At 65.2% G+C, this 26,030-nt stretch carries 24 protein-coding genes; 20 read left to right on the top strand and 4 right to left on the bottom strand.

The genetic code is table 11. The features are described 5' to 3' along the window. Window positions 1-10: 10 nt before the first annotated feature. Window positions 11-619: a dihydroxy-acid dehydratase domain-containing protein gene (locus FNA67_RS11485; protein ID WP_147656112.1), complete on the top strand. Its 609-nt coding sequence runs from the start codon at window positions 11-13 to the stop codon at window positions 617-619. Between the two features lie 82 nt (window positions 620-701). Then, on the top strand, window positions 702-1,544 hold the full coding sequence (locus FNA67_RS11480) for a tetratricopeptide repeat protein (protein ID WP_170267295.1): 843 nt from the start codon (window positions 702-704) through the stop codon (window positions 1,542-1,544). Window positions 1,545-1,601: 57 nt separating this feature from the next. On the opposite strand, the gene xth is transcribed toward FNA67_RS11480, so the two are convergent. From xth to FNA67_RS11465, 3 genes are all read right to left on the bottom strand, one after another. Next, the gene (gene xth, locus FNA67_RS11475; protein ID WP_147656110.1) at window positions 1,602-2,381 is read right to left on the bottom strand and encodes an exodeoxyribonuclease III; all 780 of its coding nucleotides are present in this window, start codon (window positions 2,379-2,381) and stop codon (window positions 1,602-1,604) included. Between the two features lie 16 nt (window positions 2,382-2,397). After that, window positions 2,398-3,519: a serine hydrolase domain-containing protein gene (locus FNA67_RS11470; RefSeq protein ID WP_147656109.1), complete on the bottom strand. Its 1,122-nt coding sequence runs from the start codon at window positions 3,517-3,519 to the stop codon at window positions 2,398-2,400. Window positions 3,520-3,643: 124 nt separating this feature from the next. Then, window positions 3,644-3,994: a HesB/IscA family protein gene (locus FNA67_RS11465; RefSeq protein ID WP_049705236.1), complete on the bottom strand. Its 351-nt coding sequence runs from the start codon at window positions 3,992-3,994 to the stop codon at window positions 3,644-3,646. 82 nt (window positions 3,995-4,076) lie between these two features. Here FNA67_RS11465 and FNA67_RS11460 point away from each other — a divergent pair, with 82 nt between their 5' ends. From FNA67_RS11460 to FNA67_RS11405, 12 genes are all read left to right on the top strand, one after another. After that, window positions 4,077-5,270 carry a deoxyguanosinetriphosphate triphosphohydrolase gene (locus FNA67_RS11460; RefSeq protein ID WP_244616333.1) on the top strand — a complete coding sequence of 398 codons (1,194 nt, stop codon included), beginning with the start codon at window positions 4,077-4,079 and terminating at the stop codon, window positions 5,268-5,270. Between the two features lie 31 nt (window positions 5,271-5,301). Further along, complete coding sequence (gene argS, locus FNA67_RS11455) at window positions 5,302-7,047, top strand: arginine--tRNA ligase (protein WP_147656108.1); 1,746 nt, start codon at window positions 5,302-5,304, stop codon at window positions 7,045-7,047. An 84-nt stretch (window positions 7,048-7,131) separates the two neighbouring features. After that, window positions 7,132-9,531, top strand: coding sequence for an SPOR domain-containing protein (locus tag FNA67_RS11450; RefSeq protein WP_147656107.1), 2,400 nt, complete (start codon window positions 7,132-7,134; stop codon window positions 9,529-9,531). A gap of 85 nt (window positions 9,532-9,616) precedes the next feature. Beyond that, window positions 9,617-10,411 carry a segregation and condensation protein A gene (locus FNA67_RS11445; RefSeq protein WP_049705234.1) on the top strand — a complete coding sequence of 265 codons (795 nt, stop codon included), beginning with the start codon at window positions 9,617-9,619 and terminating at the stop codon, window positions 10,409-10,411. After that, the gene (scpB, locus tag FNA67_RS11440) at window positions 10,408-11,076 is read left to right on the top strand and encodes an SMC-Scp complex subunit ScpB (RefSeq protein WP_147656106.1); all 669 of its coding nucleotides are present in this window, start codon (window positions 10,408-10,410) and stop codon (window positions 11,074-11,076) included. Before FNA67_RS11445 ends, scpB begins: the two co-directional genes overlap by 4 nt. Next, entirely contained in the window at window positions 11,073-12,182 is a 1,110-nt protein-coding gene (locus FNA67_RS11435; protein WP_049705232.1) for an ABC transporter ATP-binding protein, read from the top strand. Before scpB ends, FNA67_RS11435 begins: the two co-directional genes overlap by 4 nt. A 50-nt stretch (window positions 12,183-12,232) precedes the next feature. Next, entirely contained in the window at window positions 12,233-12,448 is a 216-nt protein-coding gene (gene tatA / locus FNA67_RS11430) for a twin-arginine translocase TatA/TatE family subunit (protein WP_049705231.1), read from the top strand. Between the two features lie 41 nt (window positions 12,449-12,489). After that, entirely contained in the window at window positions 12,490-13,221 is a 732-nt protein-coding gene (tatB, locus tag FNA67_RS11425; protein ID WP_147656105.1) for a Sec-independent protein translocase protein TatB, read from the top strand. A gap of 3 nt (window positions 13,222-13,224) precedes the next feature. Continuing rightward, window positions 13,225-14,052: a twin-arginine translocase subunit TatC gene (gene tatC, locus FNA67_RS11420; RefSeq protein WP_049705229.1), complete on the top strand. Its 828-nt coding sequence runs from the start codon at window positions 13,225-13,227 to the stop codon at window positions 14,050-14,052. A gap of 71 nt (window positions 14,053-14,123) precedes the next feature. Continuing rightward, window positions 14,124-15,452, top strand: a complete 1,329-nt coding sequence (gene serS, locus FNA67_RS11415; RefSeq protein ID WP_147656104.1) for a serine--tRNA ligase — start codon at window positions 14,124-14,126, stop codon at window positions 15,450-15,452. Beyond that, on the top strand, window positions 15,449-16,228 hold the full coding sequence (gene surE / locus FNA67_RS11410; protein WP_053167858.1) for a 5'/3'-nucleotidase SurE: 780 nt from the start codon (window positions 15,449-15,451) through the stop codon (window positions 16,226-16,228). The genes serS and surE overlap by 4 nt, the downstream gene beginning before the upstream one ends. A gap of 495 nt (window positions 16,229-16,723) precedes the next feature. Then, window positions 16,724-17,620: a M23 family metallopeptidase gene (locus tag FNA67_RS11405; RefSeq protein ID WP_170267294.1), complete on the top strand. Its 897-nt coding sequence runs from the start codon at window positions 16,724-16,726 to the stop codon at window positions 17,618-17,620. Window positions 17,621-17,676: 56 nt separating this feature from the next. On the opposite strand, the gene FNA67_RS11400 is transcribed toward FNA67_RS11405, so the two are convergent. After that, window positions 17,677-18,555, bottom strand: a complete 879-nt coding sequence (locus FNA67_RS11400) for an ATP-binding protein (RefSeq protein WP_147656102.1) — start codon at window positions 18,553-18,555, stop codon at window positions 17,677-17,679. 190 nt (window positions 18,556-18,745) lie between these two features. Here FNA67_RS11400 and yajC point away from each other — a divergent pair, with 190 nt between their 5' ends. The 6 genes from yajC to FNA67_RS11370 all read left to right on the top strand — a co-directional run bounded on the left by yajC (window position 18,746) and on the right by FNA67_RS11370 (window position 26,020). Then, window positions 18,746-19,099: a preprotein translocase subunit YajC gene (gene yajC, locus FNA67_RS11395; protein WP_049705225.1), complete on the top strand. Its 354-nt coding sequence runs from the start codon at window positions 18,746-18,748 to the stop codon at window positions 19,097-19,099. 119 nt (window positions 19,100-19,218) lie between these two features. Continuing rightward, a complete protein-coding gene (gene secD, locus FNA67_RS11390) occupies window positions 19,219-21,771 on the top strand; it encodes a protein translocase subunit SecD (protein ID WP_147656101.1) in 2,553 nt (850 codons plus the stop codon). Window positions 21,772-21,783: 12 nt separating this feature from the next. Beyond that, on the top strand, window positions 21,784-22,176 hold the full coding sequence (locus tag FNA67_RS11385) for an Mth938-like domain-containing protein (RefSeq protein WP_147656100.1): 393 nt from the start codon (window positions 21,784-21,786) through the stop codon (window positions 22,174-22,176). A 1-nt stretch (window position 22,177) separates the two neighbouring features. Beyond that, window positions 22,178-23,023 (top strand): phytoene/squalene synthase family protein, encoded by an 846-nt coding sequence (locus FNA67_RS11380; protein ID WP_147656099.1) that lies wholly within the window; start codon window positions 22,178-22,180, stop codon window positions 23,021-23,023. A gap of 88 nt (window positions 23,024-23,111) precedes the next feature. After that, window positions 23,112-24,764 (top strand): DUF4153 domain-containing protein, encoded by a 1,653-nt coding sequence (locus FNA67_RS11375; RefSeq protein ID WP_170267293.1) that lies wholly within the window; start codon window positions 23,112-23,114, stop codon window positions 24,762-24,764. A 65-nt stretch (window positions 24,765-24,829) separates the two neighbouring features. Then, window positions 24,830-26,020, top strand: a complete 1,191-nt coding sequence (locus FNA67_RS11370; RefSeq protein WP_147656097.1) for an FAD-dependent monooxygenase — start codon at window positions 24,830-24,832, stop codon at window positions 26,018-26,020. Window positions 26,021-26,030 lie beyond the last annotated feature (10 nt).

Here is a 26,030-nt window from a genome sequence, read left to right as displayed (position 1 = left end):
GATTGAACAAATGAGCCTGGCTCAGAGGTTCGAAAGACGAGCACCGATTGCCGGTCGTGGACGCAAGGCGTCACGGGCGACGGCGCGAGTGTTGCCGTTCTGCACCTCGCGAGGGGCTCATGCAGCGACCAGCGCAAATGGCTTGGTTCGGGCGCAAGTTTGCTTAATTCCGGTCACAAATCACGCGTACATCCAGAGCCATAGCCTCTCCAGCCGTGCCGCAGAGCGCGACTTCCCAGGGGAGGTGCAAGCGGTGCCGGCTGTAACAGCGGCACGTTCGGACGACGGCAAGGGCAACCGAGTTGCCCGTCCTGCCGCCATCCAAATTTCGGGGGCAATGCGGGGGAACTGCATCGGGCATCGGCCCGAAGCGGCCACTTGCGGCCCTATCGCACTCCTACGGGATGGCGACGTAATCACTCTGGAACGACAGACACCCTCCGGTGCCGGAGTTGCCAGTGAAGAGTTTGAGCGGCGTAAGCGTGATTGGGCGCCGCGCGAGACCCAGATCGGTTCTGGGGTGGATTGGATGTTTGCCCAGCAGGCAAGAGTGGCGCACGAAGCTGCGCCGGCCTGTGGTAAGGGCGCGAAGGAGTGTCATGCGGACTTTTGGGGTTAGAAGGGCCCTGATTTCCGTTGCGGCGGTTTCGGCGTTCGCGGGGGCGGGTGCCATCCTACCAGCCGTTGCGCAAGATGCCGCCATGCAGGTTCCGGTCGTTCCGTCCGCTCCCATGGCTGCATCGGCCCTCGAACAGCCCGCCGGCCCAGCGCTGGCAGAGGCAGGCGGAACCGAACTGCCAGCCCTGCCTTCCCCGGCAGCGGGGCAGACCGCGGCCGACGCGGCCCTCAACATGGCCAACATGCTCGATGGCGCCGGTGGTGGTATTTCCAACGACGACCTTATGTCAGCATTACAAGGCGCCGCCGATGCGGGCCAGCCGATGGCACTTTATCGGCTCGGCGTGATGTATGAGAACGGAGAGGGCGTGGAGAAGGACCCGGTCAAGGCCTTCGGCTACTTCTCCCAGATTGCCAACGACCACGCAGATGCCGCTCCCAAGGGACTCGAGGCCGATATCGTGGCCCAGTCTTTCGTGAAGGTGGGCGAGTACTACAAGGAAGGCCTGCCCGGCGCCGGTATCGTCGCGGACGCGGATCGCTCCTATGCGCTGCTCATGCATGCCGCCACGTATTTCGGCGACGCGGACGCGCAGTATCGAGTCGGCGAACTCTACCTCCAGGACGACAAGATCGGCATCAACCCGCTGCAGGGCGCCCGGTGGCTGTCGCTCGCGGCCCGCAAGGGGCATGTGGCGGCTCAGGCCAAGCTTGGCGACCTGCTGTTCAACGGCGACGGCATCCAGGCGCAGCCGGCTGAGGGCCTCATGTGGCTGACACTGGCCCATAACGGCACGGTGGGCACGGCGGACGAGGGGTGGGTCAATGACCTCCTCACCAGCGCGATGTCGCTGGCCACGCCCAAGGAACGCTCCGACGCGGTCAAGATGATCAAGAAATACGGACCCCAGTTCACCGCTCACTGAGCGTTTGAGGTCCCGCAAGGTGAAAGGCCCGGCAATGCCGGGCCTTTTTCGTTTCGGCTAGAAGGTGAATTCGCCTTCCACCGGGACGTGATCGCTGGGCTTGTCCCAGCCGCGCACGTCCTTGTGGACCGTAACGTTTTCGAGCCGGTCGGCGGCCTGGGGCGAGAGCATGAGGTGATCGATGCGGATGCCCGCATTGCGCCGCCATGCTCCGGCCTGGAAATCCCAGAAGGTATAGGCAGGCTCGTCGGTGACGGCCCTGAGGGCGTCGGTGAGGCCGAGGTTGGCGAGGGCGCGGAATTTTTCGAGGCTTTCCGGCCGGAAAAGCGCGTCACCCCACCAGGCATCGGGATCGTGCGCGTCGATGGGGGCCGGGATGAGATTGAAGTCGCCGAGCAGGATGAAGGGCTCCTCGAACTCGAGGCGTTCCTCGACGAATGCGATCAGGCGCTCCATCCAGCGCAGCTTATAGGGGAACTTCTCGGAATCGACCGGATTGCCGTTCGGCAGGTAGATGTTGCAGACGCGGATGGCGCCGCCCTCAACCGAGAACACGCCCTCGATGAGGCGCGACTGTTCGTCGGTGTCGTCGCCGGGAAGCCCGCGGGTGATCTCGTCGGCGGGCATCTTGGAGAGAATGGCGACGCCGTTCCAGCTCTTCTGGCCGTGCGTGGCGACGTTGTAGCCCAGGCCTTCGATCTCGGCGGCGGGGAAGCCCTCGTCGACGGTCTTGATCTCCTGAAGGCACAGGATGTCGGGCTGGTGCTCCTTGAGGAACTGCTTGAGGGCACCTTCGCGCGCCTTGACGCCGTTGATGTTCCAGGTGGCGATCCGCATCCTGCGCTCCTTGGGTTCAGTCGGGCTGGCGGTCATAGATGGCGTCGATGAGCTCGGTTGGATAGTTGCCGGTGCAGCCTTCCACCGCCGTGTTGGTCAGCGAGACCATGGTGAGGCCCGCGACCGGGTCGATGAACCAGCTATGCCCGTAAATGCCGCCCCAGTCGATGGTGCCGGCGCCCTGCGGAGTGTCCGCTAGTCGCGGGTCCACAAGAACCGAGCCGAACCAGCCGAAGCGGCGCCCGGCATCCTCGTCCTTGCGCGGCGCGTCGCCGATCTGGTTCTGCACGGCCTGGGCCACGGTGTCGTTGAGCAGAATCGGGCCACCGCCGGTGCGGATGGCCTCGAAGAAGGCCAGCAGGTCGTCCGCGGTGCCGACGGCGCCGGCGCCGCCGGACTGGAAAGCGCGGCGATTGAAGATGCGTCCGGGCGAGAAGCTGGTGCTATCGCCCTTGTCGTTCGTGACGGTGTGGGGATCGGGCATGCGCAACGGTTCGGGTGTCGCATCGGCATAGGGCGGGGCGAGCCGGCTGGTGTCGGTGACCGCGAATCCCGTGTCCTTCATGCCCAAGGGGCCCGTGACGTAATGGGCAAGGGCGTCGTGGAGAGTGCTGCCATGGACGCCTGCGACGATGGCGCCGAGAACGTCGATGGCGACCGAATATTCCCAGCGGCTCCCCGGCGTGAACAGCAGAGGCTGTGCGGCGAGGCGCGTGAAATTCTCCTCGAAGCCGAAATCGGTATTGGTGAGGCCGGTATTGATCAGCGGATCGGACGGGTAGTCGTAACCCAGCCCGGCCGTGTGGGTCAGCAGGTGGCGAATCCGGATGGTGGCTTCGGAGCCATCAGCGAGGCGTGGCCGGAAATAGGGCAGGTAGTCGGAGACGGAATTGTCCAGCCCCAGAAGCCCGCGTTCGACCTGGGCGAGCGCCGTGGCGGCGACGAGGGGCTTGGTGACCGAGGCGAGGCGGAAGATGGCCCGGTCGCCCATCGGCCGCTTCGCTTCGCGGTCGAAATAGCCGGCGGCGCGGCGATAGACGACCTCCCCGTGGCGCGCGACCAGGAGGACGGCGCCGACGATCTTGTTGCGGGCAATCGCGCTCTCGACTGCCGCATCGAGCCTGGCCTGCAAATCCATCAGCATCCCCTAAAGCAAATCAGCGAAAGGAGGAAAACCTAGAAGGTGATTGCGGGGAAGTCGATTGAGAATCAGGGCCGGGCGCGCAACAAGGCGCGCCAGCGGCGGACGAAATCCGGAGAGCTCAGAGGGCGAAACTGGTGCCGCAGCCGCACGAGGCGACGGCGTTCGGGTTCTTGATCTGGAAGGCCTGGCCGATGAGATCGTCGGCGAAGTCGATCTGGGAGCCGCCCATGAACTCGAGGCTGAGCGAGTCGATGAGAACGACGGCCTCATCCTTGCGCAGAACGATGTCGTCAGCCGCAGGCTGGTCCTGAACGAGGTTGTATTCGTACTGGAAGCCCGAGCAGCCGCCGCCGGCAACGGAGATGCGCAGCACGGTGCCTTCCGGCTCCTTTGAGAGGATGCGCGCGATGCGCCTGGCGGCGCGATCGGTCATGGTGACGTCGTTTACGGCGGATAGGGATTCGGTCATGGTGTTTTTCCGGCCCGTTTTCTGGGAGGGCAGTTTAAAATAGTTACCATCCACCGACTTGAAAAGAGGGCTGTCGTCAATCGTGAGTGAGCTTGCCCCCTATGCCTGCGACCCAACCCAGACACGCGGGCGCCTGTTCAGCCCGGGCCCGAGCCCGACGCGCTCAGAATACCAGCGCGACCGCGACCGGATCATCCACTCGACGGCCTTCCGGCGGCTGCAGCACAAGACGCAGGTGTTTCTCCATCACGAGGGCCAGCATTTCCGCACCCGCCTGACCCACACGCTCGAAGTGAGCCAGATGGCGCGCTCGATCGCCCGGGCGCTGGCGCTCAACGAGGACCTGGCGGAGGCCGTGGCCCTGGCCCATGACCTCGGGCACACCCCGTTCGGGCATGCGGGTGAGCGCGTTCTGCACGACAAGATGGCCGACTGGGGCGGGTTCGACCACAACGTGCAGGCGCTGCGCGTCGTGACGCGGCTCGAGAATCGCTACGCGCTCCATGACGGGCTCAACCTGACCTGGGAGACGCTGGAGGGTATTCTCAAGCATAACGGGCCGCTGATCGATGAGGCTGGCAACCCGGTTGGACGCTATATCAAGGAAGGCTTGCCGCCCGGGCTCGACGAGATACCGGTGAGCGAACCGCTACTGCTGTCGAGCTATGCGAGCCTGGAGGCGCAGACGGCGGCGATTGCAGACGATATCGCCTACAACGCCCATGACATCGACGATGCCCTGCGCGCGGGCTTGCTGACGCTGCCGCAGCTCATGGACGTGCCCCTGGCGGGCCCTATCGTGCGCGAAGTGCTCGAGCTCTGGCCCGATATCGACCCGAGCCGGCAGACGCACGAAATCCAGCGGCGGCTGATCACACGGAGCATCGAGAACGTCATTGTCACCAGCTCGAGCGCCATCGCCATGGTGGAGCCGGCCAACTCGGACGACGTGCGCAATGCCGGGCAGTCCCTGATCCGGTTCTCCAACAGCCTTGCAGAGGCGGAACTGGGGCTGAAGCGGTTCCTGTTCGAAAACGTCTACCGGCACGAGGATGTCATGGAGCCGGTGCGGCAAGGCGAGGCGGTGGTCGCGGCGCTGTTCGACCGATATTTCGAGGACGGCGGGCTCCCGGGACGCTGGCAGGAGGCGGCGGACGCCGCCGGGAGCCGGGCAGGGCGCGCGCGAGTGGTCGCCGACTTCGTGGCGGGCATGACCGACCCCTATGCGCTTGACGAATATGCCCGCTTGTTTGACGCTCGCCCGGATTTCCGCTAACCCGGCTAGCCTTTCCATCAACGGGTTTACCATGGACGTCTTCGCGCTTTTCTCGACACGCATCGCCGCTGCGCTGCACGTGCTCTTCCCCGAGCTCGACAAGGCGCTGCTGAGCCGATTTGTGGTCGAGCCGCCGCGAGACGCCGGACATGGCGACCTTTCGAGCAATGCGGCCATGATCGTTGCCAAGCCGCTGGGCAAGAGCCCGCGCGAGGTGGCGACCGTACTGGCCGAGCATTTCAAGCACGATCGGGACGTGGCCTCGGTCGAGGTCGCCGGCCCCGGGTTCCTCAACTTCCGGCTCGCCGACCAGGTCTGGCACCAGGTGCTCAAGTCGATCGGTACCGAGGGCGAGAACTTCGGCCGTTCCAATGTCGGGGCGGGCGAGAAGGTCAATATCGAATACGTCTCGGCCAACCCGACCGGCCCCATGCATGTCGGCCATACGCGCGGCGCCGTCTACGGCGACACGCTCGCTTCGCTCATGGCCTTCACGGGCTATGACGTGACGCGCGAATACTACATCAACGACGCCGGCGGGCAGGTCGACGTGCTGGCACGCTCGGCATTCCTGCGCTACCGCGAGGCGCTGGGCGAGAAGGTCGAGATTCCGGCCGGTCTTTATCCGGGCGACTACCTGGTGCCAGTGGGCAAGGAACTGGCCGAGGAGTTCGGCGACCGGCTGCTCAAGGATGGCGAAGAAGCCGTGCTGCCGTTGATCAAGGAGCGCACGCTCGCCGCGATGCTGGCGCTGATCAAGGCAGACCTGGGCAAGCTCGGCATCAAGCATGACGTGTTCTTTTCGGAGCGCACGCTGCACGGGCAGGGCGGCGATATCGACCTGACGCTCGAATGGCTGCGCGAGCGCGGCATGGTCTACCAGGGTCGGCTCGAGGCGCCCAAGGGCAAGACGCCGGACGACTGGGAAGATCGCGAGCAGACCCTGTTCCGGGCCAAGGATTACGGGGACGATACCGACCGCGCCCTCATCAAATCGGACGGGTCATACACCTATTTCGCGGCGGACATCGCCTATCACCGCAACAAGTACCTGCGTGGCTTCAACCACATGGTCAACGTGCTGGGCGCCGACCATTCCGGCTACATCAAGCGGCTGCAGGCGGCCGTGAAGGCGGTTTCGCTGGGCGAGGCGGATATCGACGTGCGTATCTGCCAGCTCGTGCGGCTGCTGCGCAACGGCGAGCCGGTCAAGATGTCCAAGCGCTCGGGCGACCTGGTGACGCTGGCAGACCTGGTGGACGAGGTCGGGGCAGACGCGACGCGTTTCATGCTGCTGTTCCGGCGCAATGACGCGGCAATGGATTTCGATTTCGCGCTGGTCAAGGAACAGACCCGCGACAACCCGGTGTTCTACGTGCAGTACGCCCATGCGCGCGCCTATTCGGTGTTCCGCAAGGCCGACCACGAACTGCCTGCACTGAACCTCTCCGATGCGGCCATCAAGGGAGCGGAGCTTGACCTTTTGGTCCATCCGGCCGACCTTGAGCTCATCAGAGTATTGGCGGCGTGGCCGCGTACCGTTGCTGCGGCGGCGGTGGCCCATGAACCGCATCGTATCGCGTTTTACTTGCATGATGTTGCAGCGGCCTTCCATGGCTTTTGGGCCAAGGGTAACGAAGATCCGCAATTACGATTTGTTAACGTTGAGCAACCGAAACTCACGCTTGCTCGACTCGCGTTGGTCGATGCCGTCCGGCAGGTACTTCTCAATGGTCTGACACTATTGGGAGTGTCGGCGCCAGAGGCCCTTTCATAATTCGGGCGCATTGACGTGCTGACTAGCGGAAAACCTCGGCGGGGGCCTGAGTTTCCGCGCGACAATTACTAGGGGCGCTGCTTAATGAGCACAGCCAAACCGCAGCAATCGACTGGTCAGTCGGATGGTTCCGACGACTTGATTGCCGAACTCGCGCGCATGACGGCCTCCGACGCCCAGCCGGAAAAGCCTGCTGCAAACCAAGCCGCTCCGGCACCAGAGCCGCAAGCTTCATCCCCGGCGCCGACGGCTGCTCCTGCCGTGCGTATCCCGGGTCCTCCCGAGAACGCGCAGGCCGGGGAAAAGTTCGATTTCGATTTCGGCGCGCCGCCGAAGCCCGCCGAAGCCCTGGCGCCGGCGCCGCTGGTGAGCTGGCAGGATCGCTTCAACAAGCCTGCCGAGCGCCCGGCCGAGCCGGCCAGGCAGGAGCCCGTGATGGCGCGCGTTGAAGAGCCGCCGGTCATGGCCGAGCAGCCTGCTACACCGGTGGAGCCCGAGAAGCCGCAGACTGCCCAGGTTCCGTCGTTCATCGCTCCGGCGCGCCCGGTGGCCGAGACTGCGCGCGTCGAACCGCGCCCGGAGCCGCAGCCCGAGGTTACGCCCGAGCCGATCCGCGCTGCCGAGCCGCCGCGCGCGCCCGAACCGCCACGGGCGGTCGAGCCCGTGCGGATGCCCGAGCCGACGCGCAGTGAGCCTGCCGCGAGCGAGCCGGTGGCGTTCACGAGCCATGATTTCGACTTCGGCTTTGGCACGGCCAAGCTCTCCGAGCCGGTGACCAACGAGCCGGTTATCGAGGTGCCGCCGAGCGCTCCCGAGAGCCACGACGCCATTGCCGACCTGATCGCGGCCGAACTGAGCGATCCCGAGCCGGTGGTGGAGAGCCATCCCGCAGGGGACGAGGGCACCAGCACGCCGCAATCGACTGCCGCACCGGCTGAGCCGGAGCAGCCGGCGCCCAAGCCCTTCCTGCGCGCCGTGAATTTTGCCGCCCAGCCCAAGCCGGCGAGCGATCGCTTCGCCGTGCCGCCGGTGTTCGGCGTCGGCTCCAATGCCAAGCCCGCCGCGCCGGCGGAAGCGCCCACCCCGGCAGCCGCCGCGCCAGTGGAGCCCAAGCCGGCCCCGGTCGAGACGCCCAAGGCTCCCCTCGATCCGATGGATGAAATCGAGAGCCTGATCGGCTCGTCGATCCAGCATGACATGGGCAACAAGATCGAGCCGCGCGGCCCGGCGTCGGCAATTCCGGTGTCGCGCGGTCCTTCGCCGCTGCCGCGGGCCACGGCGCGTCCGATCCATGACGATCATGCCGCCGAAGCCGCGATCCTGGCCGCAGCCGCTGCCAGCGGGGCAGATATCGGGCGGGTCGAGCCTGCGCGCGCAGCCGAAGAACGGGTCAAGCCCGAGCCTGCGCGTGCGGCCGCCAAGCCGCCGCGGGCGGCATCACGAAACAGCTCCTTCCGTCCCTTCGTCGGACCGGCCATCGCGGCCGTGCTTCTGGTGGTGGCAGGCGGCGCGCTCTACTGGGTCCTGGGCAACAACCAGGGTACCGATGGCGCCGCGCCGGTGCTGACGGCCGATACCTCACCTGTCAAGGAGCCGCCTCCGGCTGCGACCGCTTCGAGCGATACGCCGCCCGCCTCGGTGGTGCTGAACGAGCTCGGTGGTGGCAATGCCACGCCAGAGCCGGAGCAACTGGTTTCCCGCGACCAGGCCAGCGACACGGCGTCGGTGGCGGCGATCACGCCGACCGAGACGACGGGTGAAGAGGGCCTGGCCAACCGCAAGGTGCGTACCGTCACGGTTCGTCCTGATGGGACGATCGTCAATGCCGACGATGCGCTGGCCGGTGGACAGCAGCTTCCGGTGGCGCGTCCGAACGTTCCGGAAGTACCGGCCAGCAACCTCGACAACAGCGACCTGCTGACGGCAGCCGCGACACAGCCGTCCACGACGCCTTCGGCTCTTACGCCCACGCCGGCGACGACTACTGACGGCGCAGCGACGACGCCTGCCGAACAGACGACGGCGACGCCGATCGATCCGGCCAACGTCACGCCGCCCGATGTGGTGGCGCCCGTGCCGCGGCCGCGCCTGGCGAACCGCCCGACGGTCGCCCTGGGCGCCCAGCCGACCAACGCGGTCAATGCGCTCGCCAACGATCCCATCGGCGCGCTGGCTGCGCAGGCGACCCAGGCGCAGACCCCGGCTCCGGCGGCCACGCAGACCGCCAGCACGAGCCCGCAGGCAGCGGCCTATGTGCAGCTTTCCTCGCAGCGCGACGAGAACGTGGCCAGGCAGTCGCTCATCGAGATCAACCAGCGCTATGGCAAGATCCTGGGAGGCGTGCTGCCCGAAGTGCAGCGCGTGGACCTCGGCGCCAAGGGCATCTACTACCGCGTGCGCGTGCCCGCCGACTCGATGCAGAGCGCCAACTATCTGTGTGACCAGATCAAATCCGCTCGCGGCGACTGCTTCGTCACGAACTGAGGCGGATAACCGGCCGCGCCGCTTGACGGTGTCCTGACGAGAGGCGAAGGTCTCTCGCGGGACAGCCGGGCGGCGCGGAAACACAATGACCAACGGGACGACAGACTGGTTCAGCACGCCGCCGCCCACGCCGGACGACGAAGTGCTCTATGTCGACGTCGCCGGCTACGAAGGGCCGCTCGACCTCCTGCTCGACCTGGCCAGGCGCCAGAAGGTGGACCTGGCGACCATTTCGGTGCTCGCGCTGGCCGAGCAGTACCTCGCCTTCATCGAAACCGTCCGGGAGAAGCGGATCGAGATCGCCGCCGATTACCTGGTGATGGCTGCATGGCTCGCCTATCTCAAGAGCCGGCTGATGGTGCCGCAAGCGCCCAGCGACGACGAGCCGAGCGGAGAGATGATGGCGGCGCTGCTCCAGTTCCGGCTGAAGCGCCTGGAGGGGATGCGCAAGGCGGCGACCCAGCTCATGAACCGGCCGCGACTGGGCTTCCAGGTCTATGCGCGGGGCATGCCCGAACCGATCCACATCCAGCGCAAGAGCCTTTGGGAAGCGAGCCTGTTCGACCTGCTCAAGGCCTATTCGGACCAGCGCGAGCGTGCGGTCCCTTCCGACTATACGCCGCGTCAGCGCACCGTCTGGGCCCTGCAGGATGCCCGCGATATCCTGCAGCGGCTGATCGGGGACAGTTCAGACTGGGTGTCGATGCAGACTTATCTCGCGCACTACCTGGCGAGTCCGGAGGAGCGGGCGACGGTGCTGGCCTCGAGCTTCGCCTCGAGCCTTGAACTGGTGCGGCAAGGACAAGTAGAACTGCGCCAGAATCTCGCCTTTGGCCCATTGTTCATGCGCCGGCGCCAGCAGGATGACGAAAAGGCATGACGACCGAGTGGGATAGCGAGGACGAGGCGGGCGATCGGCATGAGGTGATCGAGCGCAACCTGCGCATCATCGAGGCTTTGCTGTTCGCGTCCTCCGAGCCGCTGGCGCCATCCGACATTGCCATCTACCTCGATGAAGGCGCCGACGCGTTGGAGCTGATCCGTACCCTCGCGGAGCGCTATGCCGGGCGCGGGGTGAACCTCGTGCAGCGCGGAGAGCGTTGGGCGTTCCGCACGGCCGAGGATCTGGGATTCCTGCTGCGTCGCGAGGAAGTGGAGAACCGGCAGCTTTCGCGTGCCGCGCTCGAGACGCTTTCCATCATCGCCTATCACCAGCCGACGACGCGCGCCGAGATCGAAGAGGTGCGCGGGGTCGCCACGGGCAAGGGGACGCTGGACCTACTCATGGAAGCCGGATGGATCCGCATGCGCGGGCGGCGGCGCACGCCGGGTCGTCCTGTAACCTACGGTACGACGGACGCCTTCCTCGACCATTTCGGCCTCGAGGCACTCTCGGACTTGCCCGGTCTCGAAGAATTGAAGGGGGCAGGGCTGCTTTCTGGGCGTTTGCCACCTTCCATGCAGATTCCGCTGCCATTCGACGGGCCGCTGCGCGAGGACGAGGACCCTCTCGATCCCGGCGACATGGGCGTGGACGAACAATGAGCGACAACATCACTCCGGACGAAGCGGCGGGCTGGGGCCCGCGCGGCACCGCGGGCGTGAGCTTTGCGGCGGGCATCGCGTTCGATGCCGTGGACGTACGCCTGGGTGGCCGGGCGGTGCTCGACAAGTTTACGCTGACGCTGACGCCGGGCGAAGTGGTGTGCCTGCTTGGGGAATCGGGGTCGGGCAAGTCCACCGTGCTGCGCGTGGCGGCGGGTATCCAGCCCATCCAGGGTGGGGTGGTGCGGATCAACAACGAGGTCGTTTCGAGCCCGACCATCCAGGTGCCGCCGGACCGGCGCGGCATCGGCCTGATGTTCCAGGACTTCGCGCTGTTTCCGCATCTGAGCGTGCTGCATAACGTGACGTTCGGGCTCAAGCGCCTGGGGCGGAGCGCCGCGGTGACGCAGGCGCGTGCCGCGCTCAAGCGCGTGGGGCTGGAAGATCGCGAGAACGATTATCCGCACATGCTGTCGGGCGGGCAGCAACAGCGCCTGGCTTTGGCGCGAACCATCGCGCCGCGGCCGGGCGTGATCATGCTGGACGAGCCGTTTTCGAGCCTTGATGCGCGGCTGCGCGAGAGCGTGCGCGGAGAGACGCTGGCGGTCTTGCGCGAGACCAATGCGACCACGATCATCGTAACGCACGACCCCGAGGAAGCGATGTTGCTGGGCGACCGGATCGCCTTGCTGCGCAAGGGGCGCATCGCCCAGATCGATACGGCCACGGCGATTTACAACCGGCCCGTGGATCTCAACGCGGCGCGGTTCTTTTCTCCGCTGAGCGAGATCGAGACACGGGTATCTGACGGATTTGCGCAGACCCCGCTCGGACCCGTGCCGGTCAGCGGCCCGGGGCGAGGCGAGAAGGTGGTGGTGGCGCTGCGACCCGTGGGAGCGCTCGACATGGCGCTCGAAGGACCCGGTGTTCCCGGCCGCATCATCGGCAAACGCGACGCCATCGGCGTCGATATCTACGAAGTCAAGGTTTCCGGCCTCGACCGGCCCATCGGCATCCGGCAGCGCTCGAACGCCGAAATTTTACCGGGTCGTGACGTTTTCCTGACCCTCAACCCGGACCACGTCCTTGTGTTTCCGGCCGATTGAACATATTTCTCACTGCACGTTTTACGTGCCTGACCGCTTAGGAGACGCAAATGCACGCGCCAGGAATTTGGGGTATTCTCGTTGTGGCAGTCGTCGTGCTGTTGCTCTTTGGCCGGGGCAAGATCTCCGGCATGATGGGTGAGGTGGCTTCGGGCATCAAAGCCTTCCAGAAGGGTATGCGCGACGAAGAAACCAAGCCGGCCCAGATCGACGCCAATGCGAAGGTCAACGCTGCCAGCGAGACCGAGAAAAGCAAGGACGCCTGAGCGCGTCCCAGGCTACGGCCCGCATTGAAGGATAGTTAGCCATGCTGGGTGTCGGCTGGACTGAGATGCTTGTCATCGGCGTTGTGGCGCTGATCATCATCGGACCCAAGGATTTGCCGATGGTGATGCAGCGTGTCGGCAAGTTTGCCGGCATGATCCGCCGCATGGGCACTGAGTTCCAGCGCGAGCTCAACAAGACGACGGGCCTCAATGAAGTCCGCAACCTGCGCGATTCCATCACCGCTCCGCTCCGGCAGACGGCCGATGAGATCAGGCGTGAGTTCAACGCCACGACCGCGAGCGGCCAGGTCGAACCGACGGGCGCCATCGCGCCCAAGGATCCGAAGGCCGAAAGCATCGTCGACGAAATACACGCCGCAGCCGGCATGAAGCCGCCGGAGGCGAGCGTCGCCCCGGTGGTCGCAGAACCGATCAAGGGTGCTCGCCTCAGCCCGATCCCGCCGTCGCACGTGACGGCAAAGGATCTCGATGCGGTGGCCCAGCCGGCAGCGGAGGTAAAGCCCGCCCGCAAGCCGCGCGCCAAGAAGCCCGCCGCGCCTGCGCCTGCCGAGGCACCGGTTACGGCCAAGAAGGCCGAGCCCAAGAAGGCCGCACCCAAGACAGCACCAAAGGCCGCCGCCAAGCCGGCGGCGAGCAAGACCGCAGACGTCGCGCCCAAGACGCCGGCGAAACCGAAGGCCGCGGCAAAGCCCAAGGCAGCCGCCAAGCCCAAGGTCGAGGCGGTTGCGCCGAACGCGGAAGAGAAGCCCTAAGCCATGACTTCGCCCGCTCCGCAGCTCGAAAATCCGAACAAGCAGTCGCCTGAGGACGAGGACGAACTGGCCGGCTCCGAGGCGCCCCTGCTCGACCACCTCATCGAATTGCGCAAGCGCCTGATCTACTGCGCCATCGCCGTCGTCGTGCTGATGTTGCTGTGCTTCCTGTTCGCCAGCCAGATCTTCGACCTGCTGCTGATCCCCTATCGGCGCGCCGTGGCGCATCCCGAAGAGTTGCAGCTCATCTACACGGCGCCCCAGGAATATTTCTTCACCCAGCTCAACCTGGCGCTCTTCGGGGCGATCTTCCTGGGCTTCCCGGTGATTGCCAGCCAGATCTACATGTTCGTGGCCCCGGGGCTCTACAAGAAGGAACGCCGGGCGTTCGTGCCGTATCTCATTGCCACGCCGGTGTTCTTCGTGCTCGGCGCGGCCATGGTCTATTTCGTGGTGCTGCCGATGGCCCTGCATTTCTTTGCGGGCATGCAGACCAGCGAGATCAAGATGCTGACGAGCGTCAGCGAGTATCTCGGGTTGGCTATGACGCTCATCATCGCGTTCGGCATCTGCTTCCAGCTGCCCGTGGTGCTGACGCTTCTGGCGCGGATCGAACTGATCAATGTCGATCAGCTGCGCAAGGGACGGCGCTACGCCATCGTCGCCATCCTCATCCTGGCAGCTCTGCTGACGCCGCCCGATCCGATCTCCCAGATCGGCCTTGCGACCCCGCTCTACCTGCTCTACGAACTCTCGATCCTATCGGTGCGCTGGGTGGAGCGATCGCGCGCTCAACGCCTTGCAGCAGAAGCATCCGAGCAGTCCAACTAGGCCAGTTCCGTCATCCCTGGAATCGGCCCCAATTCGAGAGGCCGGTTCCGCGAGGGAACCTGACCGTTTAAATGTTCGATATCAAATGGATCCGCGCCAACGCCGAAGCCTTTGACGCTGCGCTCGCGCGTCGCGGGCTTCCCGCGCAGGCCGCCGACTTGATCGCCATCGACGACAAGCGTCGCGCCATCATCGTTCGTCTCAACGAAGCGCAGGAAAAGCGCAACAGCTCGTCCAAGCTGATCGGCCAGGCCAAGGCGCAGAAAGACGAGGCCAAGGCCCAGGCTCTGATGGCCGAAGTGGCCACTCTCAAGGATTCCATCCAGGCCGGCGAGGCCGAGGAGCGGGCAGTGGACGCGGAGCTGCGCGATGCGCTCTCGGTGCTGCCCAACATCACGCTCGATGACGTGCCGGTCGGCAAGGACGAGCACGACAATGTCGAGTATTTCGGCCGGAACGGGAATGCCGAACATGCGGCAAAGGTGCGGCCGGCGAAGCCGAACCTGAGCTTTGCGCCCAAGGAGCATTACGAGCTGGGCGAGGCGCTCGGCATGATGGACTTCGAAGGGGCAGCCAAGCTTTCGGGCAGCCGCTTCGTGGTGCTCAAGAGCCAGGTGGCGCGGCTGGAACGCGCCCTGGGCCAGTTCATGCTGGACCTGCATACCACCGAGCACGGCTATACCGAAGTGCAGCCGCCGCTGCTGGTGCGCGACGAAGCGCTCTACGGCACCGGGCAGTTGCCCAAGTTCGAGGAAGACCTGTTCTTCACCCCGCACGGAGAAGGGCGCCTGGCGTTGATTCCGACCGCCGAAGTGCCGCTTACCAACCTGGTGCGCGAATCGATCCTGTCCGAGGAAGAGCTGCCGCTGCGCCTGACGGCGCTGACTCCGTGCTTCCGCTCCGAGGCCGGGTCCGCCGGCCGCGACACGCGCGGCATGCTGCGCCAGCACCAGTTCAACAAGGTCGAGATGGTCTCCATCACGACGCCCGAGGCCTCGATCGACGAACACGAGCGCATGCTGTCCTGCGCCGAGGCGATCATGGGACGGCTGGGGCTGCATTACCGCGTCATGACGCTGTGCACGGGCGATATCGGGTTCGGCGCGCAGAAGACCTACGACATCGAGGTCTGGCTGCCGGGACAGGACACTTATCGCGAGATTTCCTCGGTTTCCGTCTGCGGCGATTTCCAGGCGCGGCGCATGGATGCGCGTTATCGCCCGGCGGGCGAGAAGCAGCAGCCGCGCTTCGTCCATACGCTCAATGGTTCGGGCGTTGCAGTGGGACGTTGCCTCATCGCGGTGATGGAGAACTACCAGCAGGCTGACGGTTCGATCGCGATTCCCGAAGCGCTGCAGCCCTATATGGGCGGCGTCACCGCGATCGGCGGCCGCTCGTGAGCCTGCGCATCCTCATCACCAATGACGATGGTGTGGATGCACCGGGCCTGCAGGTGCTGCTGGGCATTGCCCGGCAGCTTTCCGACGATGTGTGGGTGGTGGCGCCGGACGGCAACCAGAGCGGGGCAGGGCACCGCTTCTCATTCGGGCGCGAACTGTCGCTCGACAAGCGCAGCGAGCGCACGTTTGCAGTCAAGGGCGGCTCGCCAGCAGATTGCGTCGTTGCGGGTATGACGTTCGTCCTCGGCGATAAGCCGGCGGACCTGGTGCTTTCGGGCGTCAACAACGGGCAGAACCTGGGCGACATCGTCCATTGCTCGGGAACGGTCGCGGGTGCCCGCGAGGGCACCATGCAGGGTGCGGTCGGCATCGCTCTCAGCCAGGCCGTGGATTACGCGGCAGGCCTGGATGTCGAGTGGACCAACGCCCAGACCTATGGGGCCGAACTCGTGCGTTCGCTCATGGGGCTCGAGCACGGCAAGGACGTCTACTACAACGTCAACTTCCCCTCCTGTCCGGCGGCCGATGTCACGGGCGTGCGGGTGGTGCCGCACCAGCGGTTCTCGCGGTCGCCGATGCGCTACTATCCGAGCGACAACGCCGGCAAGTTCTTCGTGGCGATCCCGGAAACGCCGCGGCCGCTCGATGAAGGCAGCGACTTCCACCTGCTCACCCACGGCGATTCGATCACCGTGACTCCGCTCTCGCTGCTGCAGACGGATGCGGATGTCGCAGGGCGGCTGGACGGGCAATTGCCCTTCACCCGGCGCCGGTAACCTTACTCGAGTTCTAACGCAGGCAGGGCGAAGCCGCGCAAATCGCGGGGCTTTTAAACTCGTCTTTACCTTAACGCCCTAGTCTCAATTTTATTGAGTACCTGCGTACGAGTTGAACATATGAGTAATCGCGCATCCGGTAGAGCGCTCAAGGGCGCCGTTGCGATTGCCGCCGTACTGGCTGGCAGCGCTGCACTTTCCGGTTGTTCGTCCATGGGCGGCTTCCGCGACTCCACGACTACGGGGTCGACGGCGTACAGCGGGTCGAGCAATCTGAACCAACCCATGCCAAGCGCATTGGGTGCCTCCACGCAAGTCGCAGAAGGCCAGTTCATTCCCCCGATGAATGTCGGTGGGGGCGGAATGGTTGGTGGCGGCTTCGCTTCCTCCAGCCAGCCGACGACCTTCGCCACTGCACCGCAGGCGCCGCTGGGCTCAGTCTCTACCGAAGACTTGCCTGTTCTCACGTCCAACTCAAGCGGATCGCAAACTGCCATGCCTGCACAGCAATCTCTTGCCCCGGCCAAGACCACGCTGGGCACTCTCCCCAACAGTCCCGTCACCGCGCTCAAGCCGACCGCGGTCGCCAATACCAGCCAGCAGGCCAACCTCTCGGTGGTGCCGTCCAATGCCTATGTGCATGTGGTGGAAAGCGGAGAGTCCCTCTACACCATCGCCCGCCGCTACGATGTGACGGCGCAGGCGATCCTGAATGCCAACGGCTCGTTCTCGCCGGACAAGCTCTTCGTTGGCCAGAAGCTGGTCATCCCGGGACGCCCGGACCTGCTCTCCAAGCGCGCGCCGACCCAGGTGGCTTCGGCCAGCGACGACGTGACGACCAGCCCGGTCGTGACGCCCGCCGCCACGCCCCAGCGGCAGGTCGCCGCAATCACCGATCCGGGTGTGCTCAAGAGCACTCCGCAGCCGAGCCCGGCCGCCCAGACCAAGGCGGCGCAGACCCTGCAGACCGCAGCGGTGCAGCCCAACAAGCCGGCACCTGTGCTCCAGGAGCCGGCGATGTCGGGCGCGGACAAGTTCCGCTGGCCGATCACGGGCAAGATCATCACGAACTTCGCTGCCTCCAAGGGTACGGGTATCAATATCGAGGCTCCCGAGGGTGCTTCGATCCGCGCGGCCGAGAACGGCACGGTCATCTATGTCGGATCGGGCGTGGAGGGCTACGGCAACCTGATCCTGATCCGGCACGCGAACGGCTATGTGTCCGCCTACGCGCATCTCAAGTCGATGAGCGTGGCCAAGGGCGACGTGGTCAATCGCGGGGACTCGATCGGCGCGGCGGGCATGACCGGCTCGGTGAGCCGTCCGCAGCTCCATTTCGAACTGCGCAAGGGCGCGACGCCCGTCGATCCGATGCCGATGCTGGCAAGCTGAGCCGGCGAGCGAAGACAAAAGAAAGGGCCCCGCGGGGCCCTTTTGCGTTATGGGGGTCAGACCGCCTTGCCCATGGCGCCGGCCAGGTCGCGCACGAACTGCATGGCGACGCGGCCGGAGCGGGCGCCGCGCGTCGCGGCCCATTCGATGGCCTTGGCCTTGAGCTCGTCCTTGTCGATGTCGAGCCCGTAATAGGCCACGTAGCCATCGATCATGGCCAGGTAGGTGGGCTGGTCGCAATTGTGGAAGCCGAGCCAGAGCCCGAAGCGATCGGACAGCGACACCTTTTCCTCGACGGCCTCGCCGGGATTGATGGCCGTCGAGCGCTCGTTCTCGATCATGTCACGGGGCATGAGGTGGCGGCGGTTGGACGTGGCGTAGAAGAGGACGTTGTCCGGGCGCCCTTCGAGGCCGCCGTCGAGGATGGTCTTGAGGGACTTGTAGCTCGTCTCGTCGCGATCGAAGGAGAGATCGTCGCAGAAGACGATGAAGCGCGCCGGCTCGTCGCGGATGATGCGCATGAGGGTGGGCAGACCCTCGATATCCTCGCGGGCGATCTCGATGAGGATGAGGCGCTGAACGTCGGGTTCGTTGAGGGCGGCAACGTGGGCGTGGACGGCCTTGACCAGGGAGCTCTTGCCCATGCCGCGCGAACCCCAGAGGAGGGCGTTGTTGGCGCCCAGGCCCTTGGCGAACTGGAGCGTGTTCTGGAGGAGCGTGTTGCTGACGTCATCGACGCCCTTGAGCAGCTCGAGCGGGACGCGGCTGACCTTGGGCACGGGGATGAGCTGCCCGAGATGGGCATCCCAGTGGTAGGCGTCGGCGAGATCGAGGCCGGTTGCCCGGGTGGCGGGCAGGGGCGCAAGCACGTTCAAATGTTCGGCAATACGGGCCAGCGACGCAGCAATTTGCGCAAGCGAATCTTGGCTGTTCACGGGACATTCCTTCAAGTATAGGGCCGGTCTGAAACGCCCGGATTGGCTTTGCAATCGCGGGGGCCCACCTGTATAGTCCGCGCGATTTTCAGGCGGGTAGTCTCGCCAAGCCAAGTTCGTCTCCTATATGGGATTATCAACGAACTTTTGACAAGCCGACAGCCAAGTCGACAACCATAGGAGTGCCTACATGTTTGTAACCCCAGCCTTTGCGCAGGCTGCCGGCGCAGCGCCGGGCGGTGGCGGAACGATGGAAATTCTGACCTCGCTCATGCCCATCCTGCTGCTGGTCGTCATCTTCTGGCTGCTGATCTTCCGTCCGCAGCAGAAGCGGATGAAGCAACAGCAGGCCATGCTCAGCGCCATCCGTCGCGGGGATACGATCGTGACCACCGGCGGCATCGTCGGCAAGGTGACCAAGGCACAGGAAGGCGAAGACCTCGAAGTCGAGATCGCCCAGGGCGTCAAGATCAAGGTCGTCCGCTCCATGGTTGCGGACGTGCGCTCGAAGGCCGAGCCGGTCAACGACAACAAGCCGGCCTAAGCCGGCGCAAGACGTGCAGAAAACATGGGGACCGGAAAGTGGCACGCCACTTTTCGGTGGACCTCGTGTGCAATCGAGAAGATAGAGCCCTTCCGCTCTAGGTATCTGGACCAGACACTATGCAGTTTTCTCCCATTCGGGCTGTCATTATCGCCATCGTGGCTATTCTGGCTGTCGCGTTCACGATTCCCAGCTTCCTGCCCAAGGATACGCTGGATGCGATGCCCGATTGGATGCCCAAGCGCACCATCGTCCTGGGTCTGGATCTGCAGGGCGGCTCGCACCTCCTGCTCGGCGTCAACAAGCAGTCGATCGTCGACCAGCGGGTCAAGGACCTGCGCCGCGACGCGCGCGCCGTGCTGGCCAATGAAAACGGCATCGGCAACATCATCACGACGGGCCCCCAGTCCATCACGGTGGAACTGACCGACCCGACGCAGCAGGACGCAGCGCTCAAGGCGCTCGAGACGCTGCAGAACAACATTTCAAACACGATGTTCTCGGTGGGCGGTACACCCGAGCTTTCGTTCTCCACCACCAGTGATGGTAAGATCACGGTGGCGCTGACCGACGAGGGCATCAACCAGCGCATGTCTTCGCTGGTGACGCAGTCAATGGAAGTCATCCGCAAGCGCGTGGACGAACTGGGCACGACCGAGCCCTCGATCCAGCGCCAGGGTTCGGACCGCGTGCTGCTCCAGGTTCCCGGCTTCGGCGACTCGACCCGCCTCAAGGATATCGTCTCCAAGACGGCGCGCCTGACCTTCCACATGGTCTACCCGGGCATGACGGCTGCACAGGCCGAGGCCCAGGGGCTGCCGGCCGGCACCATCATCCTGCCGAGCCAGGACGGCGGCAAGGAACTGCTTTATGAAGACGTCTCGCTCGGTGGCGAGTCGCTGGTCGACTCCCAGCCCGGCTTCGACCAGCAGACCGGCCGCTCGGTCGTGACGTTCAAGTTCGATACCCGCGGCGCGGTCACCTTCTCGGACATTACTTCCAAGAATGTCGGCAAGCGCTTCGCCATCGTTCTCGACAACCAGGTGCTGACCGCTCCGGTCATCCAGCAGCCGATCACCGGCGGCTCGGGCCAGATCAGCGGCAACTTCACCCCGCAGAGTGCACAGGACCTGGCGGTGCTGCTGCGCGCGGGCGCTCTGCCGGCCAGCCTCGACATCATCGAAGAGCGCACCGTCGGGCCGAGCCTGGGTGCGGACTCGATCCGCGCCGGCCTCATCGCCGGTGCCGTTGCCGCCGCCGCGGTCATCCTCTTCATGCTCATGGCCTACGGCCTCTGGGGCGTCTTCGCCAACATCTCGCTGATCCTCAACATCTTCGTGATGCTCGGCTCGCTCTCGATGCTGGGGGCGACGCTGACCCTGCCGGGTATCGCCGGTATCATCCTGACCATCGGCATGGCCGTGGACGCCAACGTGCTGATCTACGAGCGCATACGTGAAGAGCAGCAGGCTGGACGATCCAACCTGCAGGCCATCACAGCGGGCTTCGAGCGCGCCTGGGGCACGATCGTGGACTCGCACCTGACCTCGCTGATCGCGGCCATCGTGCTGTTCTTCCTGGGCTCGGGGCCGGTACAGGGCTTCGCCGTTACGCTGGCTCTGGGTATCCTCACCTCGATGTTCACCGCCTACACGGTGACGCTCTTCATCGCCGGCATCTGGTATCGCCGTCGCCGCCCGAAGACGGTGCAGATCCGCCTCATTCATTTCATTCCCGACCACACCAAGATTCCGTTCATGAAGTTCGCCCGCCCGGCGATCATCATCTCGGTGCTGGCGATTGCCGGTTCGATGGGTTCGTTCTTCACCAAGGGCATGAACCTGGGCATCGACTTCACCGGCGGTTCGGCGATCGAGGTGCAGCATGTGGGCGGCCCGGCCGATCCGGGCGATATCCGCCAGCGGCTGAGCGAGCTCGGCCTTGGCGAAATTCAGGTACAGGGCTTCGGTACGCCCGAGGACGTGCTGATCCGCGTGCAGGCGCAGGAAGGCGGCGACGCCGCCCAGCAGGCCGCGGTGCAGAAGGTGCGCGACGCGCTCCAGAGCGGTGGCTACGAAGTGCGGCGCACCGAATCCGTGGGCCCGTCCGTCTCGGGTGAACTTGCGGTCTCGGGCGCCATCGGCCTGGGCGTGGCGCTGCTGGCGATCATGGTCTACGTGTGGTTCCGCTTCGAGTGGCAATATGCGGTGGGTGCGATCGTCTCGACGTTCCACGACGTGTTGCTGACCATCGGCTTCTTCTCGATAACGGGTATCGAGTTCAACCTGACCAGTATCGCGGCGATCCTGACCATCGTGGGCTACTCGCTCAACGATACGGTGGTGGTCTACGACCGCGTCCGTGAAAACCTGCGCAAGTACAAGAAGATGTCGTTGCCCGAGCTGATCGACCTCTCGATCAACTCGACCCTGGCGCGTACGACCCTGACCGCCTTCACCACCTTGCTGGCGCTCATCCCGCTGGTTCTTTTCGGTGGCGAGGTGATCCGCAGCTTCACGATCTCGATGACCTGGGGCGTGCTGATTGGCACGTACTCCTCGATCGTGATCGCGGCGCCGATCCTGATCTGGTTCGGGCTGCGTGCCCGGGCCGACCAGGCAAAGGACGAGAAGCAGGCCAAGGAAAAGCGCGCAGACGGCGCCGCTGTCTAGGAGGCACGGCCCATGGCCGATACCTTCGGAGCGGGCCGCTTCCCGCAACAGGTGCCCATCGATGCCTATGGCAACGGTGGGTTCCGCTTCGCAGACATGTCGCACAAGGGTTCACTCCTGTGCCTGCCGACGGGCATGCTTTCCTGGGATGTCAAAGAGGCAGCCGGGATAACGCTCGAGACGCTGGCGCCCTTGCTGGAGGCCGCCGAGCGTCTCGACGTGCTGCTTGTGGGGACGGGCGAGGAGATCGTGTTTCTCGATCCGGCCATCCGGCAGGCGTTCCGCGAGCGCAAGGTCATCATGGAGCCGATTGCGACCGGTGGAGCTGTGCGGACCTATAACGTGCTGCTGGCCGAGGAACGGGCAGTCGGCGCTGCGCTGATCGCTGTCGAGCGCGGCAAGTGACATGCGAGCGGAAACCGCCGCGCTGACGGCCGACTATCTCAAATCCACGGACCCCGACCGGTATTACGCGAGCCTCTTGATCGGCGAGGACAAGCGGGCGGCGGTGCAATCGCTCTATGCGTTCGCGGCCGAAGTGGCCTCGGTGCGCGAGCGGGTCTCCGAGCCGACGCCCGGGGAAATCCGGCTGCAATGGTGGGACGATGCGCTCAGGGGGCAGGGGCACGGCAACGTGCGCAGCAACCCGGTGGCCGACGCGCTGCTGACCACGATAGGTGACTACGGCCTTCCCATCGTGCCGCTGCAGCGGCTGATCGCGGCACGAAGGTTCGATCTCTACCAGGACCCGATGCCCGACCTCACCAGTTTCGAGGGATATGCCGGCGAGACGGTCTCGGTGCTCTATCAGTTCGCCGCCATGGTGCTCAACGATGGCGTCCCGGTAGAGGACGGGGATGCCGCCGGGCACCTGGGCGTCGCCAATGCCTTTATCGGGCATGTGCGCGCCTTTGGTTTCAACGCCAGCCAACACCGCATCTTTCTGCCGCTGCCGCTCTTTCGGGCCAATGGCGTCACCGAGTCGCAGATCTTTGCAGGCACCCCGACCGAGGGCATTCGGGCTGCTCTCGGGCAAGCCATCGACCTGGCGGGCGAGCACCTGGGCAAGGCTGAGGCCGCGATCGGCGCGCTTTCGCCGTCGCTGCGCCCGGCATTTGCCTATGCACCCGTCTTGCGCGCGGCATTGGGTCAGCTAAAACATGTGCAGGAACAGCCATTTGCGCCGCCGCCGGACATGGCTTCCTGGCGCAAGATCGCGGCGATGAGCTGGTGGACCTGGCGTAACCGATAGGGAGATGCACTTGCGGGATTGGATCGACCGACTTGCTCCGGACCTCCTGACAACCCTAAGGCGCTTTCCCCTCGCTTCATTGCTGATATTGCTGACCACGGTCGCGGTGCTCGTGGTGGTCAATGAGCAGATCTCGCTGACGGACGAGTTCTGGTGGCGGATCGTCGGTGGCCTTGCCAGCGGCGCCGTGTTCGCCGTGGCTGGATCGCTGTTCAACGAAAGCAGGCCGCGGACGGGGCTTGCGGGTATCGTGATCGGCTACGTTCTGCCGCTGCTGGCGGTGGCCGCGTTTCAGGTGAGCGATGCGAACTGGTTCGTGCCGTGGGCCTTGCCTGTGATTTCCGTTCTCTGGCTCTCGGTGAGTGCCTTCACCGAGCGCGGACCGGATCGGGCGCTGCAGCAGGACAAGTTCTGGTGGCTCAACCAACAGGCGGCGGTGACCGCCCTCATCGCAGGGGTGGCGTTCCTGCTCGTCGCCCTCGGCATCGCGGCCATCGAACGGTCGCTGTCGATCCTTTTCGGGCTCGAGACGTCGGACCTGTTCTACCGGTGGGTACTGCCGATCATCGGATTTCTGTTCACGCCGATCTATTGGCTGGCCACGATCCGCCGGCTGGACGCCTTTGACGCCCGCGCGCTGCAAGAGCCGGATATCGTTGCCACTGCCACGGGCTTTCTCGGCCAGTTCGTGCTGACCCCACTGCTCCTCGCCTATGCGCTCATCCTTCTCGCCTATACGCTCCAGATCGTCCTGACGCAGAGCCTGCCCGAGGGCATGCTCGGCTGGATGGTGCTCGGCTTCGTTACGACTGGGGCGGCGACCTGGCTGCTGCTGCATCCCGCCTTCATGCGGGAAAGGCTGCTGGTGCGGGTGTTCCGCCGTTGCTGGTTCTGGCTGACGATCATTCCGTTGGGGCTCTACGCCCTTGCCGTGATGGTGCGAGTTGATGCCTATGGGCTGACGCCGGAACGGATGATGCTGATAGCAGGCGGGATCTGGGCGGCGTTGCTCACGCTGACCTTCCTCATCGGGCGCGGGGATATCCGCCTGATACCGGCACTGGCCGGGGTGATCCTTCTCGTCTTCAGCATCGGGCCATGGAACATGGATAGCCTCTCGAGGGCCAGCCAGGCGGCATCGCTGGATGCGCTGCTGGCGCGCGGAGGCGTCACCGGACCCGATACAAAGCCCCAATGGTCCGGCGCCGAGGCGGCGCGAGCCACCGGAGCAATGGCCTTCCTTCTGCAATCGGCAGCGGGGCAGGCGAACCTCGAGCAGGTGCTGGCCTCTCACGGCGTCACCTATGAGGCCGGGCAGCACAACCTCGACATGTTCGACGGTCTTGGACCGAGCGACCAGGTGAATGGCTCGACTGTCTTCCTGTCGCTGGCGCGTCCGCCCACGCAAGCGGTGGACGTGGGCGGGACGCCCTATCTTCTCGGGCGGCAGGCCATCTATGTGGATGTGCCCGCGACCTCTGGCGCGCTTACATTCGCCCTGAGCGCGAAAGTGCTTACAATCTCGATCCCGCCAGGGGAGAGCGTGAGCGTCGATCTTGTGGAGTGGCTCAAGGGCAATACGGGAAATGAACTCGCCGATCCGGTGCTGTCGTTCAGCCTCGGGGGCATTGCCTACCGATACGTGCTGGATACGGCCACCGTCGCCTCGGCGCCTGATGGCGGGCGCAGTCTGACCTATCTCGAAGGGACGCTTTTCGCGGACGCAGCGGGCGCGAAGTAGTTATTTGAGTTGACTTCAAAATTATAGTGACATCAATTAGTGGCTCCTAAGCGGGAGTCATCGAGATGTCGTGCATCAAGACCGTCCTGATATCGGGCGCCGGCGTGGCCGGCCCGACCCTGGCCTGGTACCTGTCGCGTGCGGGAGTTGCGTGCACCCTCGTCGAGCGCGCCGGTTCGCTGCGCTCGAGCGGCAGCCCTGTTGACGTGAGGGGGCCGGCGGTCTCCGTTGCGGAAGAAATGGGGATCATGCCCGCGCTACGGGCCGCCGCGAGCGCGGTCGAGGAGATCGGGTTTTTCGATGACAGGGCCCATGAGAAGGGGCGCGTCAATCTCGGCGCGTTGCAGCACGCCTCGGGTAGCCGAGAGGTCGAGGTGCCGCGCGGCGACCTCGCGCGGTGTCTCGCCGGTGCGGTCAAGGCGGATGCCGAGTTCGTCTTCGGGGACAGTATTGCCGCGCTGGCGCAGGACGGGGACGGCGCCGACGTGCGTTTCGAAAGGGGCGGGGAGCGGCGCTTCGACCTCGTAATCGGGGCGGACGGACTGCATTCGCGCGTGCGCCGCCTGGCTTTCGGTCCGGAAACCGAGTTCGTCAAGCCACTGGGGCTGTTCATAGCGACGCTACCACTGCCGGATTGGCCGGCGATAGCGCGGCGGGTGGAGATGTATAATGCACCGGGCCGGTCGGCGGCGATCCATCCGTCCACCGGCCGGGCACTGGGCGCCTTCATTTTCCGCGCACAGCCGGGCCCCGAATTTGATCTTCGCAATGAAGCGGACCAGCGCAGGCTGATCGAAGAGACCTATGCGGGATCGGGCTGGCATGTCCCGGCCATGTTGCGGGCGTTGGCCCAGACGGACGAAATGTATTTCGATGCGGTCTGCCGGGTGGACCTGCCGAAATGGTCGAGCGGCCGGGTTGCCCTGCTCGGCGATGCAGCGTCATGCGTTTCCCTGTTCGGGGAAGGCTCGAGCCTGGCGATGGCGGGCGCGCGGACACTGGGTGAGGCACTCTCCGGCCACGACGATCTCGGAGCGGGTCTCCAAGCCTACGAAGCGCGCCACAGACGGTTGGTGGCGCCGCGGCAGAAAGGCATTGGCGCCAATGCAGCGGTTCTGGTACCGCGCACGGCGTGGGGTATCGCGCTGCGCAATACAGCGACCCGGCTTTGGCCGCTGGCGGCGGGGGCAATGTGGATGGGGCGAGCCTTTGGGAGCAGAGGGAGCGGCCGCGCGATGCCAGCGGCAGTGGCATGAGGGCAGTGAA

The organism is Youhaiella tibetensis (assembly GCF_008000755.1).
GTDB classification, from domain to species: Bacteria; Pseudomonadota; Alphaproteobacteria; order Rhizobiales; family Devosiaceae; genus Paradevosia; species Paradevosia tibetensis.
The sequence above is the reverse complement of the archived record's forward strand: the minus strand, read 5'-3'. Positions and strand labels throughout refer to the sequence as shown.

Bases quoted from the DNA above. Each gene is read 5' to 3' on its own strand.
- FNA67_RS11485 (WP_147656112.1), top strand. From the start codon at position 11: ATGAGCCTGGCTCAGAGGTTCGAAAGACGAGCACCGATTGCCGGTCGT.
- FNA67_RS11480 (WP_170267295.1), top strand. From the start codon at position 702: ATGCAGGTTCCGGTCGTTCCGTCCGCTCCCATGGCTGCATCGGCCCTC.
- xth (WP_147656110.1), bottom strand. From the start codon at position 2,381: ATGCGGATCGCCACCTGGAACATCAACGGCGTCAAGGCGCGCGAAGGT.
- FNA67_RS11470 (WP_147656109.1), bottom strand. From the start codon at position 3,519: ATGGATTTGCAGGCCAGGCTCGATGCGGCAGTCGAGAGCGCGATTGCC.
- FNA67_RS11465 (WP_049705236.1), bottom strand. From the start codon at position 3,994: ATGACCGAATCCCTATCCGCCGTAAACGACGTCACCATGACCGATCGC.
- argS (WP_147656108.1), top strand. From the start codon at position 5,302: ATGGACGTCTTCGCGCTTTTCTCGACACGCATCGCCGCTGCGCTGCAC.
- FNA67_RS11450 (WP_147656107.1), top strand. From the start codon at position 7,132: ATGAGCACAGCCAAACCGCAGCAATCGACTGGTCAGTCGGATGGTTCC.
- FNA67_RS11445 (WP_049705234.1), top strand. From the start codon at position 9,617: ATGACCAACGGGACGACAGACTGGTTCAGCACGCCGCCGCCCACGCCG.
- scpB (WP_147656106.1), top strand. From the start codon at position 10,408: ATGACGACCGAGTGGGATAGCGAGGACGAGGCGGGCGATCGGCATGAG.
- FNA67_RS11435 (WP_049705232.1), top strand. From the start codon at position 11,073: ATGAGCGACAACATCACTCCGGACGAAGCGGCGGGCTGGGGCCCGCGC.
- tatA (WP_049705231.1), top strand. From the start codon at position 12,233: ATGCACGCGCCAGGAATTTGGGGTATTCTCGTTGTGGCAGTCGTCGTG.
- tatB (WP_147656105.1), top strand. From the start codon at position 12,490: ATGCTGGGTGTCGGCTGGACTGAGATGCTTGTCATCGGCGTTGTGGCG.
- tatC (WP_049705229.1), top strand. From the start codon at position 13,225: ATGACTTCGCCCGCTCCGCAGCTCGAAAATCCGAACAAGCAGTCGCCT.
- serS (WP_147656104.1), top strand. From the start codon at position 14,124: ATGTTCGATATCAAATGGATCCGCGCCAACGCCGAAGCCTTTGACGCT.
- FNA67_RS11405 (WP_170267294.1), top strand. From the start codon at position 16,724: ATGCCTGCACAGCAATCTCTTGCCCCGGCCAAGACCACGCTGGGCACT.
- yajC (WP_049705225.1), top strand. From the start codon at position 18,746: ATGTTTGTAACCCCAGCCTTTGCGCAGGCTGCCGGCGCAGCGCCGGGC.
- secD (WP_147656101.1), top strand. From the start codon at position 19,219: ATGCAGTTTTCTCCCATTCGGGCTGTCATTATCGCCATCGTGGCTATT.
- FNA67_RS11385 (WP_147656100.1), top strand. From the start codon at position 21,784: ATGGCCGATACCTTCGGAGCGGGCCGCTTCCCGCAACAGGTGCCCATC.
- FNA67_RS11380 (WP_147656099.1), top strand. From the start codon at position 22,178: ATGCGAGCGGAAACCGCCGCGCTGACGGCCGACTATCTCAAATCCACG.
- FNA67_RS11370 (WP_147656097.1), top strand. From the start codon at position 24,830: ATGTCGTGCATCAAGACCGTCCTGATATCGGGCGCCGGCGTGGCCGGC.